Origin of the sequence: Escherichia sp. HH41S (genome assembly GCF_009820115.1) — a bacterium.
Taxonomy (GTDB): domain Bacteria; phylum Pseudomonadota; class Gammaproteobacteria; order Enterobacterales; family Enterobacteriaceae; genus Escherichia; species Escherichia coli_F.
Genome location: NZ_VNXE01000033.1, coordinates 172,856 through 189,750 on the forward strand (window position 1 = coordinate 172,856; position 16,895 = coordinate 189,750).

Here is a 16,895-nt window from a genome sequence, read left to right on the forward strand (position 1 = left end):
CTGCTTCACTAAAGTGGCATTATTTCTTTTTGTTGGTGGTCTGACCGAAGGCGTGCCAGGTAGCAGAGACGCTGTTGAGATGCGATTGTAACGCGCGATCGGCTTCGTCAGGATCATGACGACGGATCGCGTCAACGATCGCAATATGCTGTTGATAGCTAACGTTGTTATGCTCGTGCAGAGCCTGATCAGCTACGGTTGGGCGCGCGGCGATCAGCCAATCGAGCAGGGCAACATGGATCGCCATGAAGATTGGGTTACCGGGGATCTCCGCCAGCACGCGGTGGAAATCAACGTCTGAACGAATGAATGCCGCGTTGTTATCCAGCGACTGACTGTTGATTTCCAGTGCTTTTGCCAGCAAATCGATTTGCTCATCGGTGGCGTGTTCAGCCGCATAGCGCACCAGGCTGGATTCAAAGAACAGACGTAATTGTTCGAAATGGGCAATTCCGCCAGGATGAGAAAGGAAATCTTTCGCCATGCCGGAAAGCTCGCCGATGATGGTGTCCGCTGAAGGACGCGAGACGCGGGCACGTTCGCCGTTGTTTATTTGCACCAGACCTTTGCGTTTTAACGCTGCCAGCGCTTCGCGCACAGAAGGACGCCCGACGTTAAAGAACGCCATCAGTTCGCGTTCAGACGGTAATTGTTCACCTTCGCCAAATTCACGGCGGCGGATCATCTGTTCCAGCTCTTCTTCCACCATTTCGGAGAGTTTCTTACGCGCCAGCGGGCGGCTACGCAAGTTGCGACCAATTGCAGGTGAAGAATCTTCGGTTTGCGAATCAAATGCGTTCATAAGGCCCATTCTGTAAGGTCAGTGTGATTAACATCATCAGTGACATCCTATCACAGGATTGAAAGTAGGGGGAAATGGCGGTTTTTTCTCTTTGTGTCTCATTATTATCATAATTAACGTAATAATTAACTATTGCGAAAATTAGTGTAACGCCGATAAAAACATCCTGAATGAATTATTCATAAGACTATTCACAAGCATTATGAATATTACGAATATGTTCTTACAAAATAATCATAAATGCATATTTTATAATGAAAAATTGCCTCATCCAGAATTAAAAAATACGACACCAACACCATAAATAGCCTTGCAAAAAATATAACATCACTGTTTTCAATCTGCCGTTTATGGGATTGACCGTTTTCTTTTGACACGGAGTTCAACAATGTTCGGCATAATTATATCTGTCATCGTATTAATGACGATGGGCTATTTGATCCTGAAAAACTACAAACCTCAAGTGGTGCTGGCTGCCGCAGGTATCTTCCTGATGATGTGCGGTGTCTGGTTAGGGTTCGGTGGAGTACTCGATCCCGCCAAAAGCAGCGGCTACTTGATCGTCGATATTTATAATGAAATCCTGCGCATGCTGTCCAACCGCATTGCCGGGTTAGGGTTGTCGATTATGGCGGTGGGCGGGTATGCCCGCTACATGGAGCGCATAGGAGCCAGTCGGGCGATGGTGAGCTTGTTAAGCCGCCCGTTAAAACTCATTCGCTCGCCGTATCTTATTCTGTCGGCAACTTACGTTATCGGCCAAATCATGGCGCAGTTTATTACCAGCGCCTCCGGTCTGGGTATGTTGCTGATGGTCACCTTATTTCCAACACTAGTGAGTCTGGGAGTAAGTCGACTCTCTGCGGTGGCAGTTATCGCAACCACGATGTCCATTGAGTGGGGGATTCTGGAAACGAACTCTATTTTTGCGGCCCAGGTGGCAGGAATGAAAATTGCCACTTACTTCTTCCACTACCAGCTTCCGGTCGCCTCTTGCGTCATTATCTCGGTAGCGATCTCTCACTTTTTCGTGCAACGCGCTTTTGACAAAAAAGATAAAAATATCAATCACGAGCAGGCGGAGCAAAAAGCTCTCGATAATGTCCCACCGCTCTATTACGCCATTTTACCGGTGATGCCGTTAATCCTGATGCTCGGCTCGCTGTTCCTCGCCCACGCTGGACTGATGCAGTCAGAACTGCATCTGGTGGTGGTGATGTTACTGAGTTTGACGGTGACGATGTTTGTTGAGTTTTTCCGCAAGCATAATTTGCGCGAAACAATGGACGATGTGCAGGCGTTTTTTGACGGCATGGGTACGCAGTTTGCCAACGTGGTAACGCTGGTGGTCGCGGGTGAAATATTTGCGAAGGGCTTAACGACAATTGGCACTGTCGATGCGGTTATCAGGGGTGCGGAGCATTCTGGTCTGGGCGGTATTGGCGTGATGATTATTATGGCGCTGGTCATTGCCATTTGTGCCATTGTGATGGGCTCAGGCAATGCGCCATTTATGTCATTTGCCAGTCTTATTCCGAATATCGCAGCCGGACTACATGTACCAGCGGTTGTAATGATTATGCCGATGCATTTTGCCACGACGCTAGCGCGCGCTGTTTCGCCGATTACTGCGGTGGTGGTCGTTACATCAGGAATTGCAGGTGTTTCGCCTTTTGCAGTGGTGAAGCGGACAGCGATCCCCATGGCAGTCGGTTTCGTGGTGAATATGATTGCCACAATCACGCTATTTTATTAAGCGATAAAGAAGACAAAACAGGCCGCCAGGGCCTGTTTTCATTTTACTTCACAACGCGTAATGCCGGTCGACCACCGCGTGGTGGCTGCGGTGGTTCATCGTCAGGATGAGTGTCATCATCGTGATCTGGCTTGTCGCCATCAATAACCGACATAACGGTTTCGTTGTCTGCCGATGCCTCTTCATCATTCATGATGCTGGCATCTTCATCGTAGGCAGCTTCAGGTTCAAACATCGTGCCTGCGCCATTTTCACGGGCGTAGATAGCCAGCACGGCAGCCAGCGGCACAGAAACCTGACGCGGAATGCCACCAAAGCGCGCGTTAAAGCGCACCTCATCATTCGCCAGTTCCAGATTGCCGACAGCACGCGGCGCAATGTTGAGTACGATTTGCCCGTCACGCGCATATTCCATAGGAACCTGCACGCCAGGGAGCGTCACATCCACCACCAGGTGCGGCGTGAGCTGGTTATCCAGCAACCACTCATAGAATGCACGCAGCAGATAGGGACGACGTGGTGTTAGCTGTGACAAATCCATACAGATTAACTCCGGCCCAGACGCATTTCACGTTCTGCTTCAGTTAAAGAAGCAAGGAAAGAGTCACGTTCAAAGACGCGGGTCATATAGCCTTTCAGCTCTTTCGCACCCGGACCGCTGAACTCGATGCCCAGTTGCGGCAGACGCCACAGCAGCGGAGCAAGGTAGCAATCGACCAGGCTGAACTCATCGCTCAGGAAGTACGGCTTCTGACCGAAGACCGGCGCAATCGCCAGCAGTTCTTCGCGCAGTTGCTTACGTGCGGCATCTGCTTCAGAAGCTGAACCGTTGATGATGGTGTTCATCAGCGTGTACCAGTCTTTTTCGATGCGATGCATGTACAGACGGCTTTCACCGCGAGCTACCGGGTAAACAGGCATCAGTGGCGGATGCGGGAAACGCTCATCCAGATATTCCATAATGATGCGAGATTCCCACAGGGTCAGCTCACGATCCACCAGGGTCGGAACGCTCTGATTCGGGTTGAGGTCAATCAGATCCTGAGGCGGATTGTCCTTTTCCACGTGTTCGATCTCGAAACTTACACCTTTCTCAGCCAGCACAATGCGGACCTGATGGCTATAGATGTCAGTAGGACCGGAAAACAGCGTCATTACCGAACGTTTGTTGGCAGCGACAGCCATGAAAACCTCCAGGTATAGTCAGAATTTTTACTGCTACCAGCCACCAGGTGGCCAGTCAGAAGTTGTGTTACCCAGTAAGGAACGACTCTCTTTGTTCGAAAATCAAACAAAAAATGAGCAATACCCGACATTTGGGCAGAAAATTGGATGATAGTTTACCAGATTTTGTGACCTTTGTGGTGAGTCGATGCCGGAAATGGGGAAAAAGAGATGCGCTTTAGTCTGAAATGGTTGACTTAGTCCCTTATCGGCGATGTGGTTTTTGTTTTCCTGTCTGTCAGGCGATAGCAAAAATCAACATTCCTTTTTTTACGCTGATTCAGATTTTAGCCATAAAAAAACCCGCCGAAGCGGGTTTTTTTCGCAAATTGTTTTCTGCCGGAGCAGAAGCCAATTAACGTTTGGAGAACTGCGGACGACGACGTGCTTTACGCAGACCGACTTTCTTACGTTCAACCTGACGAGCGTCACGAGTAACGAAGCCAGCTTTACGCAGTTCAGAACGCAGGGACTCGTCGTATTCCATCAGAGCGCGGGTGATACCGTGACGGATCGCACCAGCCTGACCAGAGATACCACCACCTTTAACGGTGATGTACAGGTCCAGTTTCTCAACCATGTCGACCAGTTCCAGCGGCTGACGAACTACCATGCGGGCAGTTTCACGACCGAAGTACTGTTCCAGAGAACGTTGGTTGATTACGATTTTACCGTTGCCCGGTTTGATGAAAACGCGAGCTGCGGAACTTTTGCGGCGACCAGTGCCGTAGTATTGATTTTCAGCCATTGCCTATAATCCCGATTAGATGTCAAGAACTTGCGGTTGCTGTGCCGCGTGGTTGTGCTCGTTACCCGCGTAAACTTTCAGTTTACGGAACATAGCACGACCCAGCGGGCCTTTTGGCAACATGCCTTTAACCGCGATTTCAATCACACGCTCAGGACGGCGAGCAATCATCTCTTCAAAGGTCGCTTGTTTGATACCACCGATGTGGCCGGTGTGGTGATAGTACACTTTGTCAGTACGCTTGTTGCCGGTTACAGCAACTTTATCAGCGTTCAGAACGATGATGTAATCACCGGTATCTACGTGCGGAGTGTATTCCGCTTTGTGCTTACCGCGCAGGCGACGAGCCAGTTCAGTAGCCAGACGGCCCAGAGTTTTACCGGTCGCGTCAACAACATACCAGTCGCGTTTTACGGTTTCTGGTTTAGCTGTAAAAGTTTTCATTAAAAGCTTACCCAATAAATAGTTACACGTTGGTGAACACCCAAACGTCTTCAATTGTTGAGGTTCACACGACAAAGTCCGGCAAACCTACCCCTTCGAATAGCCTATGCCAGCACACAAAAAGTTTTGGGAAAAAAACTTTCTTGTAACGTGGGGTCGCAGGATTATAGAGAAGTCGGGGTCAAAGATCGACCCCTTTTTGTGATTTGTGGCAGGTTTTAACCCGCCAAATGCTCGCGCTTCAGATACTCTTCGCTTTGCATCTCTTGCAGACGTGACAGGCAACGCTGGAACTCAAACTTCAGCCGATCGCCCTGATAAATTTCATACAGCGGCACTTCTGCACTCACCACTAATTTGACATGGCGCTCGTAAAACTCATCCACCAGCGCAATAAAGCGCCGCGCTTCGCTCTCCATCAACCGCGTCATAACTGGTACATCAAACAACATGACCGTGTGAAAGAGGCGCGAGAGCGCAATATAGTCATGCTGACTGCGGGCGTCGACGCACAGCGTAGTAAAAGAGACCGCCAGCGTCTGGTTCTCGACGCCCATTGTCGCCAATGGCCGATGGTTGATTTCTAACGTCGGTGAATTTTCTCGTTTCGCCCCCGCCAGCGCCAACCATAGTTTGTCCATTTGCGTCCGGGTTTCATCGTTGAGTGGCGAAAGCCACAGGTGCGCCTGAGTGAGCGTACGCAGTCGATAATCAACACCGGCGTCCACGTTCATTACATCACAATGCTGTTTAATGGCATCGATTGCAGGCAAAAAACGCGCACGTTGCAGGCCATTTCGATAAAGTTCGTCCGGCGGAATATTTGACGTCGCTACCAGGGTAATACCGCGGGCGAACAGGGCTTTCATCAGGCCGCCAAGTAGCATGGCATCGGTAATATCAGAAACAAAAAATTCGTCAAAACAGAGCACGTCAGTTTCTGCTTTAAAGCGATCGGCAATAATTTCCAGCGGATCGGTCTGCCCCTGCAAAGCAGTTAGCTCTTCATGTACCCGCAGCATAAAACGGTGAAAGTGCAGACGCTGTTTCCGCTCTCCCGGCAGGCTTTGATAGAAAAGGTCCATCAGCCAGGTTTTCCCGCGTCCTACCCCGCCCCACATATATAAGCCACGCACTGGCGTATGCTGTGTGTCTTCGCGTTTACCCCACAGCTTACCGACCCGCGCCATTAGCCCACTCGTCCTGGGGGCTGGAGGCGTGCTATTGATGAGTTCCTGATAAATAATTTCCAGGCGGCTGACGGCCTCTTTTTGAACGTCGTCGGGTTGATGGCTGCCTTCATTGAGCGCCTTCAGGTATTGCGATGTTGGGGTAACGCTTTGCATGATCTTATTGTTATTCCTTGAATAATCGGTGCGCCGTTGTTCACGGTTGACGAAAAAAAGGCCGTTCTACACTACGCGATATGCAGTCGGGATTCCACTTCTGTGGAATTAACGGTTATAGTGGCATAATCAGCCGCAGGCATGGAGCCTGAAGCCAACACCCTACGGAAACAAAAGACAACGGGAGATGTTCATGACCTGGGAATATGCGCTAATTGGGTTAGTCGTCGGCATCATTATTGGTGCTGTGGCCATGCGTTTTGGTAATCGTAAACTACGCCAGCAACAGGCGTTGCAGTACGAACTGGAAAAGAATAAAGCTGAACTGGACGAGTATCGCGAAGAGCTGGTTAGCCACTTTGCCCGCAGCGCGGAATTACTGGATACCATGGCGCACGACTATCGCCAGCTGTATCAACACATGGCGAAAAGCTCCAGCAGCCTGCTGCCGGAACTGTCTGCTGAAGCAAACCCGTTCCGTAATCGTCTGGCTGAGTCTGAAGCCAGCAACGATCAGGCACCGGTGCAAATGCCACGCGACTATTCTGAAGGCGCATCCGGCCTGCTGCGTACTGGCGCGAAGCGCGACTAATTTATTTTTCGGGCGCAGTCATTGCGCCCTCCTCTTCCCTACCTCCCCGACTATCATTTAATCTGGTGTCTCATTGTTAGCCGTCTGAAAATTCAATAACATCAAACTGTTTTGAATCTCTTTTCTTATCATTCAGGTACGAGAGCAGGAATAATGAAAAAACAAACCCAGCTGTTGAGTGCATTAGCGTTAAGTGTCGGGTTAACTCTCTCGGCGTCATTTCAGGCCGTCGCGTCGATTCCAGGCCAGGTTGCCGATCAGGCCCCCCTCCCCAGTCTGGCTCCAATGCTGGAAAAAGTGCTTCCGGCAGTGGTGAGCGTACGGGTGGAGGGAACGGCCAGTCAGGGACAGAAAATCCCGGAAGAATTCAAAAAGTTTTTTGGTGATGATTTACCGGATCAACCTGCACAACCCTTCGAAGGTTTAGGCTCCGGTGTCATCATCAACGCCAGTAAAGGCTATGTGCTGACTAACAACCATGTGATTAATCAGGCACAGAAAATCAGTATTCAGCTCAATGATGGGCGCGAGTTTGATGCAAAACTGATTGGTAGCGATGACCAGAGCGATATCGCCCTGTTGCAAATTCAAAACCCGAGCAAATTAACGCAAATCGCTATTGCCGACTCCGATAAATTGCGCGTCGGTGATTTTGCCGTGGCGGTCGGTAACCCATTTGGCCTTGGGCAAACCGCCACCTCTGGCATTGTTTCCGCATTAGGCCGCAGCGGGTTGAATCTTGAAGGTCTTGAAAACTTTATCCAGACAGATGCTTCCATTAACCGCGGTAACTCCGGCGGTGCACTGTTAAACCTTAACGGTGAGTTAATTGGCATCAACACTGCAATCCTTGCGCCTGGCGGTGGGAGCGTCGGGATTGGATTTGCCATCCCCAGTAATATGGCGCGAACACTGGCGCAGCAGCTTATCGACTTTGGTGAAATCAAACGCGGTCTGTTAGGCATCAAAGGCACCGAGATGAGTGCCGATATCGCCAAAGCCTTCAACCTTGACGTGCAGCGTGGCGCGTTTGTCAGCGAAGTGTTGCCAGGTTCTGGCTCGGCAAAAGCGGGCATCAAAGCGGGCGATATTATTACCAGCCTCAACGGCAAACCGCTGAATAGCTTTGCTGAGTTGCGCTCTCGTATCGCAACCACCGAGCCGGGCACGAAAGTGAAGCTTGGCCTGCTGCGTAACGGCAAACCACTGGAAGTAGAAGTGACGCTCGATACCAGCACCTCTTCGTCGGCCAGCGCTGAAATGATTACGCCAGCGCTTGAAGGTGCAACGTTGAGCGATGGTCAGCTAAAAGATGGCGGCAAAGGTATTAAGATCGATGAGGTTGTCAAAGGAAGCCCAGCTGCTCAGGCAGGCTTGCAAAAAGACGATGTGATCATTGGCGTCAACCGCGATCGGGTGAACTCGATTGCTGAAATGCGTAAAGTGCTGGCGGCAAAACCGGCCATCATCGCCCTGCAAATTGTACGCGGCAATGAAAGCATCTATTTGCTGATGCGTTAATGTCGTAAACCGGGCATCAGGCTGACGTGTGATGTCCGGTTAACTCGTGGTATGCTGCTGCCGTTCCCTTTTTTAATGACGCCTCCATCATGTTTGTGAAGCTCTTACGTTCCGTTGCGATTGGATTAATTGTCGGCGCTATTCTGCTGGTTGCCATGCCTTCGCTGCGCAGCCTTAACCCGCTTTCCACTCCGCAATTTGACAGTACCGATGAGACGCCTGCCAGCTATAATCTGGCGGTTCGCCGCGCCGCGCCAGCGGTGGTTAACGTTTACAACCGTGGTTTGAACACCAACTCTCACAACCAGCTTGAGATCCGCACCCTGGGATCCGGTGTAATCATGGATCAACGCGGTTATATCATCACCAATAAACACGTCATCAACGACGCCGATCAGATCATCGTCGCCTTACAAGATGGACGTGTATTTGAAGCATTGCTGGTGGGATCTGACTCTCTAACCGATCTGGCGGTACTTAAAATTAATGCCACTGGCGGTTTACCTACCATTCCAATCAATGCACGTCGCGTACCGCACATCGGCGATGTGGTACTGGCGATCGGTAACCCGTACAACCTCGGGCAGACCATTACCCAGGGGATTATTAGTGCCACGGGTCGAATCGGTCTGAACCCGACCGGGCGGCAAAACTTCCTGCAAACCGATGCTTCCATTAACCACGGTAACTCTGGCGGCGCACTGGTGAACTCGCTGGGCGAACTGATGGGCATTAACACGCTGTCGTTTGATAAGAGTAACGATGGCGAAACGCCGGAAGGTATCGGCTTTGCGATTCCTTTCCAGTTAGCAACCAAAATTATGGATAAGCTGATCCGCGATGGTCGCGTGATCCGCGGCTACATTGGTATCGGCGGACGTGAGATCGCACCACTGCATGCGCAGGGCGGTGGTATAGATCAACTGCAAGGGATCGTGGTTAATGAAGTGTCACCTGACGGCCCGGCGGCGAATGCGGGTATTCAGGTCAATGATTTGATTATTTCGGTGGATAACAAACCGGCCATCTCTGCTCTGGAGACGATGGATCAGGTGGCGGAAATTCGCCCTGGCTCGGTGATCCCGGTTGTAGTGATGCGTGATGATAAGCAGTTAACGCTGCAGGTCACCATTCAGGAATATCCGGCAACCAATTAAGTCGTGCGCTCAAAACAAAAAACCGGAGTCTGTGCTCCGGTTTTTTATTATCCGCTAATCAATTACTTATTAACGAACTCTTCGCCCAGGGCGATATCTTTCTTCAGCGTATCCAGCATACCTTCCAGCGCGTTCTGTTCAAATGCGCTCAGGGTGCCGATAGATTTACGCTCTTCCACGCCGTTTTTACCCAGCAGCAGCGGTTGAGAGAAGAAACGTGCGTACTGACCGTCGCCTTCAACGTAGGCACATTCGACAACGCCTTGTTCGCCCTGTAGTGCGCGAACCAGAGACAGACCAAAACGTGCAGCTGCCTGGCCCATAGACAGGGTTGCAGACCCGCCACCGGCTTTCGCTTCAACCACCTCAGTACCCGCGTTCTGGATACGTTTGGTCAGTTCAGCCACTTCCTGCTCGGTAAAGCTAACGCCAGGAACCTGTGACAGCAGCGGCAGAATGGTAACACCAGAGTGACCGCCAATTACCGGCACTTCAACTTCGCCCGGCTGTTTGCCTTTCAGTTCCGCAACAAAGGTGTTGGAACGAATGATATCCAGCGTAGTAACGCCGAACAGTTTGTTTTTGTCATAAACTCCGGCTTTTTTCAGCACTTCAGCAGCAATCGCAACTGTGGTGTTAACCGGGTTAGTGATAATACCAATGCACGCTTTTGGGCAGGTTTTCGCAACTTGCTGTACCAGATTTTTCACGATGCCGGCGTTAACGTTAAACAGGTCGGAACGATCCATACCCGGTTTACGCGCTACACCTGCAGAGATAAGAACGACATCTGCGCCTTCCAGCGCCGGAGTCGCATCTTCACCAGAAAAACCTTTGATTTTCACAGCAGTAGGGATATGGCTCAAATCGACAGCCACACCGGGAGTCACTGGAGCGATATCATACAGAGAGAGTTCTGAACCTGAAGGCAGTTGGGTTTTTAACAGTAGTGCAAGCGCCTGGCCAATACCGCCAGCAGCGCCGAGGACTGCGACTTTCATCCTAAACTCCTTATTATATTGATAAACTAAGATATGTTGCTCCGCTGCCGCGACCTTAATCCACAAAAATGCCGTTTACAATGACCACATCTCAAGAATGTGTAGTCACGCAAGTTTAGCGTTTATGCATTTAATTGCCGTAATCAGGAACCTAACTTACGTAATTAACAGTCGCTTATGCATTAGCGCAACATTCCAACAGGTGGTGACAATATACCCTACCGTTCAGCCAAAACAACATCAATTTGATAACAATTAATTTACTTTTAAGCAGAATTTGCATGCCGTGACGCAGGCATGTTTCTCAATAACGAAATTTGATAAAATCCCGCTCTTTCATAACATTATTTCAGCCTTCTTCAGGGCTGACTGTTTGCATAAAAATTCATCTGTATGCACAATAATGTTGTATCAACCACCATATCGGGTGACTTATGCGAAGCTCGGCTAAGCAAGAAGAACTAGTTAAAGCATTTAAAGCATTACTTAAAGAAGAGAAATTTAGCTCCCAGGGCGAAATCGTCGCCGCGTTGCAGGAGCAAGGCTTTGACAATATTAATCAGTCTAAAGTCTCGCGGATGTTGACCAAGTTTGGTGCTGTACGTACACGCAATGCCAAAATGGAAATGGTTTACTGCCTGCCAGCTGAACTGGGTGTACCAACTACCTCCAGTCCATTGAAGAATCTGGTGCTGGATATAGACTACAACGATGCAGTTGTCGTGATTCATACCAGCCCTGGCGCGGCGCAGTTAATTGCTCGCCTGCTGGACTCACTGGGCAAAGCAGAAGGTATTCTGGGCACCATCGCTGGCGATGACACCATCTTTACTACCCCTGCTAACGGTTTCACCGTCAAAGACCTGTACGAAGCGATTTTAGAGCTGTTCGACCAGGAGCTTTAATCTCTGCCCCGTCGCTTCTGGCGGCGGGGAAAATGTTGCTTTTCCCTCTTATCCCCCTGCTTTCTCCTACGATTCATTTAACGAATAGTGCGTTTTAGCGCGACACATCATTCACATAATGAATACATGAGTTAAAAAAAGCACATTATGCAAAATTCATTATCTAATTGAAAATAATAGAATTAATAATAAATAACCGTGTTTTTAATTCTTTTTTGTTATTAAAACTCACACTTTTAACACTTAGTATCAACTGAAACAGTTAGCGTGGTATTAATTAGTTCAATAATTAGTGTATACTTGATTTTGTGATATGGGTCACGAAACAAAGGCCCAGCTAAAAGATTATGTCGAGGTAAAAATCATGAAAATCAAAACCACTGTTGCTGCATTAAGCGTACTTTCTGTTCTCTCTTTCGGTGCATTCGCTGCCGACTCCATTGATGCTGCACAAGCACAAAATCGTGAAGCAATCGGGACCGTATCCGTAAGTGGTGTGGCGTCTTCGCCAATGGATATGCGTGAAATGCTGAACAAAAAAGCGGAAGAGAAAGGCGCAACGGCCTACCAGATTACTGAAGCTCGTAGCGGTGACACCTGGCACGCTACGGCTGAACTGTACAAATAAACCCTCATCGTCTTGTCCGACGATATTGCCCCCGGTTCGGGGGCTTTTTTTTGCGCTAATGACGAACATTAAAACGCAAATGCCCTTCCAGCTCTTCCTCTGCCTCATCAAACAGCAATATTAATGCGCCAAAACGGCGACGCGTTTTCTCTCCCAGATGAACAAATTCAATCTCAAGTGGTAGCGGCAGGACATCGTTCATTAACACATCCCATAGAGAGTCGAGATCGCGTACTTTATCTTTTGCCAGACCAAAGGTTTGGCTAAAGTCGCGATAAAAATCCTCCTGACTCTCAATCTCATCAAAATCAAAGGTATAAATATTCATCTGTTGCCACCGTCACGTTTCGCGGCGAGTTCTGCCGTTCATTGCTAAGTATAGCCATGAAAAAACCGACGCTTTTGGCGTCGGTTTTGACTTAACTATCGGTCAATGCATGTTGATACTTATGGAGCATACCCGTAAGCCGATGTACTGGTTCCGTCACCTGCGGTGGTGCTTGCCAGATGCGTAGCTTTTCCTGGTAGATTTCCAGTTCTTCCAGCAACTGGCCAAAGTACCGACGACGTTTATCATCGCTACGGGCAGATATCACATGGTCTGCTGTGCGGCGCATTTGCCGGTGAAACGCCGATAAATCCTCGTTAACCGGGATCGGCGCATCACGCAGGCGCTGGTGCGCGATAATCATCGTCAGTGCCAGGCGAAATTTCGGCAAATCCCCTGGGAACTTATTCATCAGCAAAAACAGCTGCTGATAAAGTGCCGGGAGGTGATTCTCTTTACGACGTGCCACATTGGTAGTCATCGCGGAAACAGCGGCAGAAACAAACTGATTAAGCAGTACACGTCCAGTCCTGTCGCGCGATTTATCCCGCACCAGCAAAATAACGGTGAACGCGAGCACACAGCCGACGATTTGCCCTAATGCGCTGTCGAGAAACTGACTGAAATGGAAAGTCATCGGGTTATCCAGCACGATAATGTTTATGGTGCTGGCCAGCGCCCCCATCGAGCCCAATCGCCGTTTCTGTACTTCAATGCCAAGGAAGAATCCCAGCACTGCCAGGCTAATACACAGCAATAACATGCTTTGTTGGGTATTAGGGATAATCACCAAAAAGTAGAGTAGCCCTAACGGCAGCGCCGCCAGCGTCCCATAAATAAAGTCGATCGCCACCATGCGTGGATTCGGCAAACGCATTGCCAGTGACGTCACTACCGCAATCATCACCATTGCACCACTGCCGGAAGTCCAGCCCGTCCACAGCCAGAAAAGCGTCCCCAGAATGCAGGAAAGTGTGGTTCGCCAGAAGTTAACCATCGCATGATGACGTTCGGCTGACTCTACTTTGACTTCCGGTTCGCCTTGCAGGATCTCTTCTTCAGTAGCGTTGATTTTTGTGTTACTGATAACGCCGCGCTTGAGAAGCTGATAACGCGTTGCCGCCGCGACCCAGCTATAAATGGTGACAGGCGTTTCCCGTTCCCCGGTCCAGGCGATAACTCTCCGCAGGCGTTTGAGCTGCTTGTGGACGTCCTGCGCGGTTTCTACCGGCGTGTCAAAAAATTCGCGGAAAGTATCAGTGATCAATTCCGGGCGCGTATTCTGAATAAGATAAGTTTCGCAGGATTGGGTAATCAGCGTCAGCGATAGCGTGTTGATCGCTTTTAAACGTCGATTGGCCCGCGCCCAGCGGGAAGATTCCATATTCAGGTTGCTGCGCATACCTTGTAACGCCGTGGTGCGTCGCACCAGATCGCCCCAGGCTTTATCGACAACTTCACCATCGCCATGCTTGATACAGAGTTGCATTAATTGATATTGCGCGACCAGCAAACTTTCCAGCTCTCGATCCACTTCTTGTTTGATCGATCGCGGAGAAAAGAGCAAATCCGCCATAATTGCACACACAATACCGATAACGATCTCGCTACAACGTTCGACGGCAAACTGCGGCGTAAGCAATGGTTCCGGCTGAATGGTGATCACAATGATCAGCGCGGTATAACCGGCCAGCCCCCACGCATAGGAGTTTTCTATTCGTACCAGCGAGGATATCCAGGTACAAAAACCGGCCCAGATACAGCACACCAGAATCATCAATAATGGTGCGCGGATCATCGCAATGATGATCACCAGTCCGGCAATACAGCCAATAAATGTGCCGATGATGCGCAAAAAGCCACGATAGCGAATAGCGCCAGAATACGGTTCACCTCCCGCAGCAAAGGCCGGACCGGCGGCAACAATCGCCGCTGTCAGTACCGCCCAGCGTGGCGTTTCCAGCTGGAAGTGAAAGCCAACAAACAGCGCCAGTACAATGGCGGTCGCCAGTTTTACCGCAAAGCGAATATGTTGGTTAGCAATGGAGAAAATACCCATCGTGATTAACCAAACTCACGCAGGCGATGGGCCATTTTACGGAAGAACGAATCCTGGCTTTCGTCGCGATCTTGTTTGCCAGTGACCACCACTGTAGCAGTGGTGCCCGCAGGCCAGATGTTCTCTTGCTGGTTGTCGAGACGAATACGAACCGGAACACGTTGCGCCAAACGCACCCATTCAAGGTTAGAGTCGATGGTCGCCATCCCTTTGTCGTCACGCGTGCTGCTGGCGTTGGTGACCCCAGCGGCAACACTATCAACAGTCCCTTTCAGCACTTTGTTACTGCCAAGCGGCGTGATCTCTGCACGATACCCAGGGCGCACCCCTTCCAGCTTAGTTTCTTCCATATAGGCCAGTACATAGAAGGAGTTCTGTTTCACCAGCGCAACTGCCGTTGATCCACGGGTAATAAACTCACCGGTATAGACGTTGAGGTTGGTCACCCAGCCATCTGCTGGCGCGCGGATCACCGTGCGTTCAAGATCCAGTTTTGCCAGATCGCGGGTCGCCTGCGCTTTCGCTAACTGATGCAGAACCGTTTGTAGTACGTTGTTGGCCTGATCGATCTCTTCGCGAGACATCGCCTGCACACCGAGACGGTTACGACGTCCGGCCTCCTGGCGTTTCTCCTGTGCCAGTACCTGATAATAAGCAACATCGGCTTGCGCTTCCTCAAGCGCCTTTTGATAACGCGGCTGGTCGATGGTGAACAGTACCTGTCCTTTTTTCACCAGCTGGTTATCATGAACATTCACCTGGGTAATGAGTCCAGAAACGTCCGGCGCGATCGCAACGACGTCAGCGCTAAAGCGCGCGTCACGCGTCCACGGGGATTCGGTGTAATAGACCCAGGCATTAAAAATTGCGATGAAGGCCAGAATGACTAATACGACCGTGATGGCCGTACGGGAGAATTTTCTTATTAGTGTTTTCACTTCAACCTCAAACGAACAGTCGCGATATCAAATAAAACAAGCAGCAATAGAGCGCGGTGTTGAACAACGCCGGATGCCAGACAAAGTCGTAGATACCTGTTGGCACAAGTACCCGGCGCACCAGCCAGAAAATCGCCAGTGATAAAAGCAATTCGAAAAATATCGGTGGGAAGGACAGCCCAAACACCACGATAACGGGAAACAGACTCATGTTGACCTTGGTTGTATAGAGAGAGCAGGCGTTATTATTTTCAGCATCTGTCGCCGCAGAGAAGGGCATGGAAAGCCGGGCGAGAGCAACATTGCTGTAGATTGATATTTAATATATTAACGTAACTGTTATGCTGTTATCTATATTATGTGATCTAAATCACTTTTAAGTCAGAGTGAATAATGGAACGACTAAAACGCATGTCGGTGTTTGCCAAAGTAGTTGAATTTGGCTCTTTTACCGCCGCCGCCAGACAGCTACAGATGAGCGTTTCATCCATCAGTCAGACGGTGTCAAAATTGGAAGATGAGTTGCAGGTAAAGCTGTTAAACCGTAGCACACGCAGCATTGGCCTGACCGAAGCCGGTAGAATTTACTACCAGGGCTGCCGTCGGATGCTTCATGAAGTGCAGGATGTTCATGAGCAACTGTATGCCTTCAATAACACCCCCATCGGGACGCTGCGCATTGGCTGTTCTTCAACTATGGCACAAAATGTTCTCGCCGGGCTAACAGCCAAAATGCTGAAAGAATACCCAGGTTTGAGCGTTAATCTGGTTACCGGAATTCCTGCCCCCGACCTGATTGCCGACGGTCTGGATGTGGTGATCCGCGTCGGCGCGTTGCAAGATTCCAGCCTGTTTTCCCGCCGTCTGGGCGCGATGCCAATGGTGGTGTGCGCCGCAAAAAGCTATCTCACACAATACGGCATACCGGAAAAACCCGCCGATTTAAGTAGCCATTCATGGCTTGAATACAGCGTGCGGCCCGACAATGAATTTGAACTGATCGCACCGGAAGGGATCTCGACTCGCCTGATCCCGCAAGGGAGATTTGTGACTAATGATCCGATGACGCTGGTGCGCTGGCTGACGGCAGGTGCCGGGATTGCCTACGTGCCACTGATGTGGGTGATCAACGAGATCAATCGAGGTGAGCTTGAGATCCTGCTGCCGCGTTACCAGTCAGATCCACGCCCGGTTTATGCGTTGTATACTGAAAAAGATAAACTGCCGCTGAAGGTGCAGGTCGTGATCAACTCCCTGACGGATTATTTTGTTGAGGTTGGTAAGCTGTTTCAGGAGATGCACGGTCGCGGGAAAGAGAAGTAATTCATATTGTACTGTTACGTTGTACAAACCTGTGCCAACGGGTTCCCCTAACCTTCTCCACAGAGGGGCAAGGGGACCGTTCGTACACGGAGAAGGATTAATTATCCTTCTGAAAATACTGAA

18 protein-coding genes are annotated in these 16,895 nt (G+C 50.0%); 7 read left to right on the top strand and 11 right to left on the bottom strand.

The genetic code is table 11. The features are described from left to right. Positions 1 to 19: 19 nt before the first annotated feature. Positions 20 to 811, bottom strand: a complete 792-nt coding sequence (nanR, locus tag FQZ95_RS07345; RefSeq protein WP_000523844.1) for a transcriptional regulator NanR — start codon at positions 809 to 811, stop codon at positions 20 to 22. 379 nt (positions 812 to 1,190) lie between these two features. Here nanR and dcuC point away from each other — a divergent pair, with 379 nt between their 5' ends. After that, positions 1,191 to 2,558: an anaerobic C4-dicarboxylate transporter DcuC gene (gene dcuC, locus FQZ95_RS07350; protein ID WP_088541789.1), complete on the top strand. Its 1,368-nt coding sequence runs from the start codon at positions 1,191 to 1,193 to the stop codon at positions 2,556 to 2,558. A gap of 43 nt (positions 2,559 to 2,601) precedes the next feature. Here dcuC and sspB read toward each other — a convergent pair whose 3' ends face one another. The 5 genes from sspB to zapE all read right to left on the bottom strand — a co-directional run bounded on the left by sspB (position 2,602) and on the right by zapE (position 6,320). Further along, entirely contained in the window at positions 2,602 to 3,099 is a 498-nt protein-coding gene (gene sspB, locus FQZ95_RS07355) for a ClpXP protease specificity-enhancing factor (RefSeq protein WP_000366126.1), read from the bottom strand. A 5-nt stretch (positions 3,100 to 3,104) separates the two neighbouring features. Continuing rightward, positions 3,105 to 3,743 carry a stringent starvation protein SspA gene (gene sspA, locus FQZ95_RS07360; protein ID WP_000257293.1) on the bottom strand — a complete coding sequence of 213 codons (639 nt, stop codon included), beginning with the start codon at positions 3,741 to 3,743 and terminating at the stop codon, positions 3,105 to 3,107. Between the two features lie 394 nt (positions 3,744 to 4,137). After that, complete coding sequence (gene rpsI / locus FQZ95_RS07365; protein ID WP_000829818.1) at positions 4,138 to 4,530, bottom strand: 30S ribosomal protein S9; 393 nt, start codon at positions 4,528 to 4,530, stop codon at positions 4,138 to 4,140. 15 nt (positions 4,531 to 4,545) lie between these two features. Continuing rightward, positions 4,546 to 4,974, bottom strand: coding sequence for a 50S ribosomal protein L13 (gene rplM, locus FQZ95_RS07370; RefSeq protein WP_000847559.1), 429 nt, complete (start codon positions 4,972 to 4,974; stop codon positions 4,546 to 4,548). A 218-nt stretch (positions 4,975 to 5,192) separates the two neighbouring features. Continuing rightward, positions 5,193 to 6,320 (bottom strand): cell division protein ZapE, encoded by a 1,128-nt coding sequence (gene zapE / locus FQZ95_RS07375; RefSeq protein WP_001192355.1) that lies wholly within the window; start codon positions 6,318 to 6,320, stop codon positions 5,193 to 5,195. Positions 6,321 to 6,513: 193 nt separating this feature from the next. Here zapE and zapG point away from each other — a divergent pair, with 193 nt between their 5' ends. The 3 genes from zapG to degS all read left to right on the top strand — a co-directional run bounded on the left by zapG (position 6,514) and on the right by degS (position 9,590). Next, the gene (gene zapG, locus FQZ95_RS07380) at positions 6,514 to 6,912 is read left to right on the top strand and encodes a Z-ring associated protein ZapG (protein WP_001295270.1); all 399 of its coding nucleotides are present in this window, start codon (positions 6,514 to 6,516) and stop codon (positions 6,910 to 6,912) included. Between the two features lie 153 nt (positions 6,913 to 7,065). Continuing rightward, a complete protein-coding gene (gene degQ, locus FQZ95_RS07385) occupies positions 7,066 to 8,433 on the top strand; it encodes a serine endoprotease DegQ (protein ID WP_001316675.1) in 1,368 nt (455 codons plus the stop codon). Between the two features lie 89 nt (positions 8,434 to 8,522). After that, a complete protein-coding gene (degS, locus tag FQZ95_RS07390; protein ID WP_000497723.1) occupies positions 8,523 to 9,590 on the top strand; it encodes an outer membrane-stress sensor serine endopeptidase DegS in 1,068 nt (355 codons plus the stop codon). Between the two features lie 62 nt (positions 9,591 to 9,652). Here degS and mdh read toward each other — a convergent pair whose 3' ends face one another. Further along, positions 9,653 to 10,591, bottom strand: a complete 939-nt coding sequence (mdh, locus tag FQZ95_RS07395) for a malate dehydrogenase (RefSeq protein ID WP_001352905.1) — start codon at positions 10,589 to 10,591, stop codon at positions 9,653 to 9,655. Between the two features lie 434 nt (positions 10,592 to 11,025). Here mdh and argR point away from each other — a divergent pair, with 434 nt between their 5' ends. Together argR and yhcN are read left to right on the top strand one after the other, a co-directional pair. Then, a complete protein-coding gene (argR, locus tag FQZ95_RS07400; RefSeq protein WP_001257846.1) occupies positions 11,026 to 11,496 on the top strand; it encodes a transcriptional regulator ArgR in 471 nt (156 codons plus the stop codon). Positions 11,497 to 11,860: 364 nt separating this feature from the next. Then, complete coding sequence (gene yhcN, locus FQZ95_RS07405) at positions 11,861 to 12,124, top strand: peroxide/acid stress response protein YhcN (protein ID WP_000695690.1); 264 nt, start codon at positions 11,861 to 11,863, stop codon at positions 12,122 to 12,124. 55 nt (positions 12,125 to 12,179) lie between these two features. Here yhcN and FQZ95_RS07410 read toward each other — a convergent pair whose 3' ends face one another. The 4 genes from FQZ95_RS07410 to aaeX all read right to left on the bottom strand — a co-directional run bounded on the left by FQZ95_RS07410 (position 12,180) and on the right by aaeX (position 15,660). Beyond that, on the bottom strand, positions 12,180 to 12,452 hold the full coding sequence (locus FQZ95_RS07410; protein WP_001029013.1) for a barstar family protein: 273 nt from the start codon (positions 12,450 to 12,452) through the stop codon (positions 12,180 to 12,182). A gap of 91 nt (positions 12,453 to 12,543) precedes the next feature. Then, positions 12,544 to 14,511: a p-hydroxybenzoic acid efflux pump subunit AaeB gene (aaeB, locus tag FQZ95_RS07415; RefSeq protein WP_000510964.1), complete on the bottom strand. Its 1,968-nt coding sequence runs from the start codon at positions 14,509 to 14,511 to the stop codon at positions 12,544 to 12,546. Between the two features lie 5 nt (positions 14,512 to 14,516). Then, positions 14,517 to 15,449 (bottom strand): p-hydroxybenzoic acid efflux pump subunit AaeA, encoded by a 933-nt coding sequence (gene aaeA / locus FQZ95_RS07420; protein WP_000854033.1) that lies wholly within the window; start codon positions 15,447 to 15,449, stop codon positions 14,517 to 14,519. A 7-nt stretch (positions 15,450 to 15,456) separates the two neighbouring features. Continuing rightward, complete coding sequence (gene aaeX / locus FQZ95_RS07425; protein WP_000051841.1) at positions 15,457 to 15,660, bottom strand: p-hydroxybenzoic acid efflux pump operon protein AaeX; 204 nt, start codon at positions 15,658 to 15,660, stop codon at positions 15,457 to 15,459. A gap of 182 nt (positions 15,661 to 15,842) precedes the next feature. On the opposite strand from aaeX, the gene aaeR reads away from it, so the two are divergent. Continuing rightward, positions 15,843 to 16,772: an HTH-type transcriptional activator AaeR gene (gene aaeR / locus FQZ95_RS07430; protein ID WP_000440317.1), complete on the top strand. Its 930-nt coding sequence runs from the start codon at positions 15,843 to 15,845 to the stop codon at positions 16,770 to 16,772. Positions 16,773 to 16,895 lie beyond the last annotated feature (123 nt).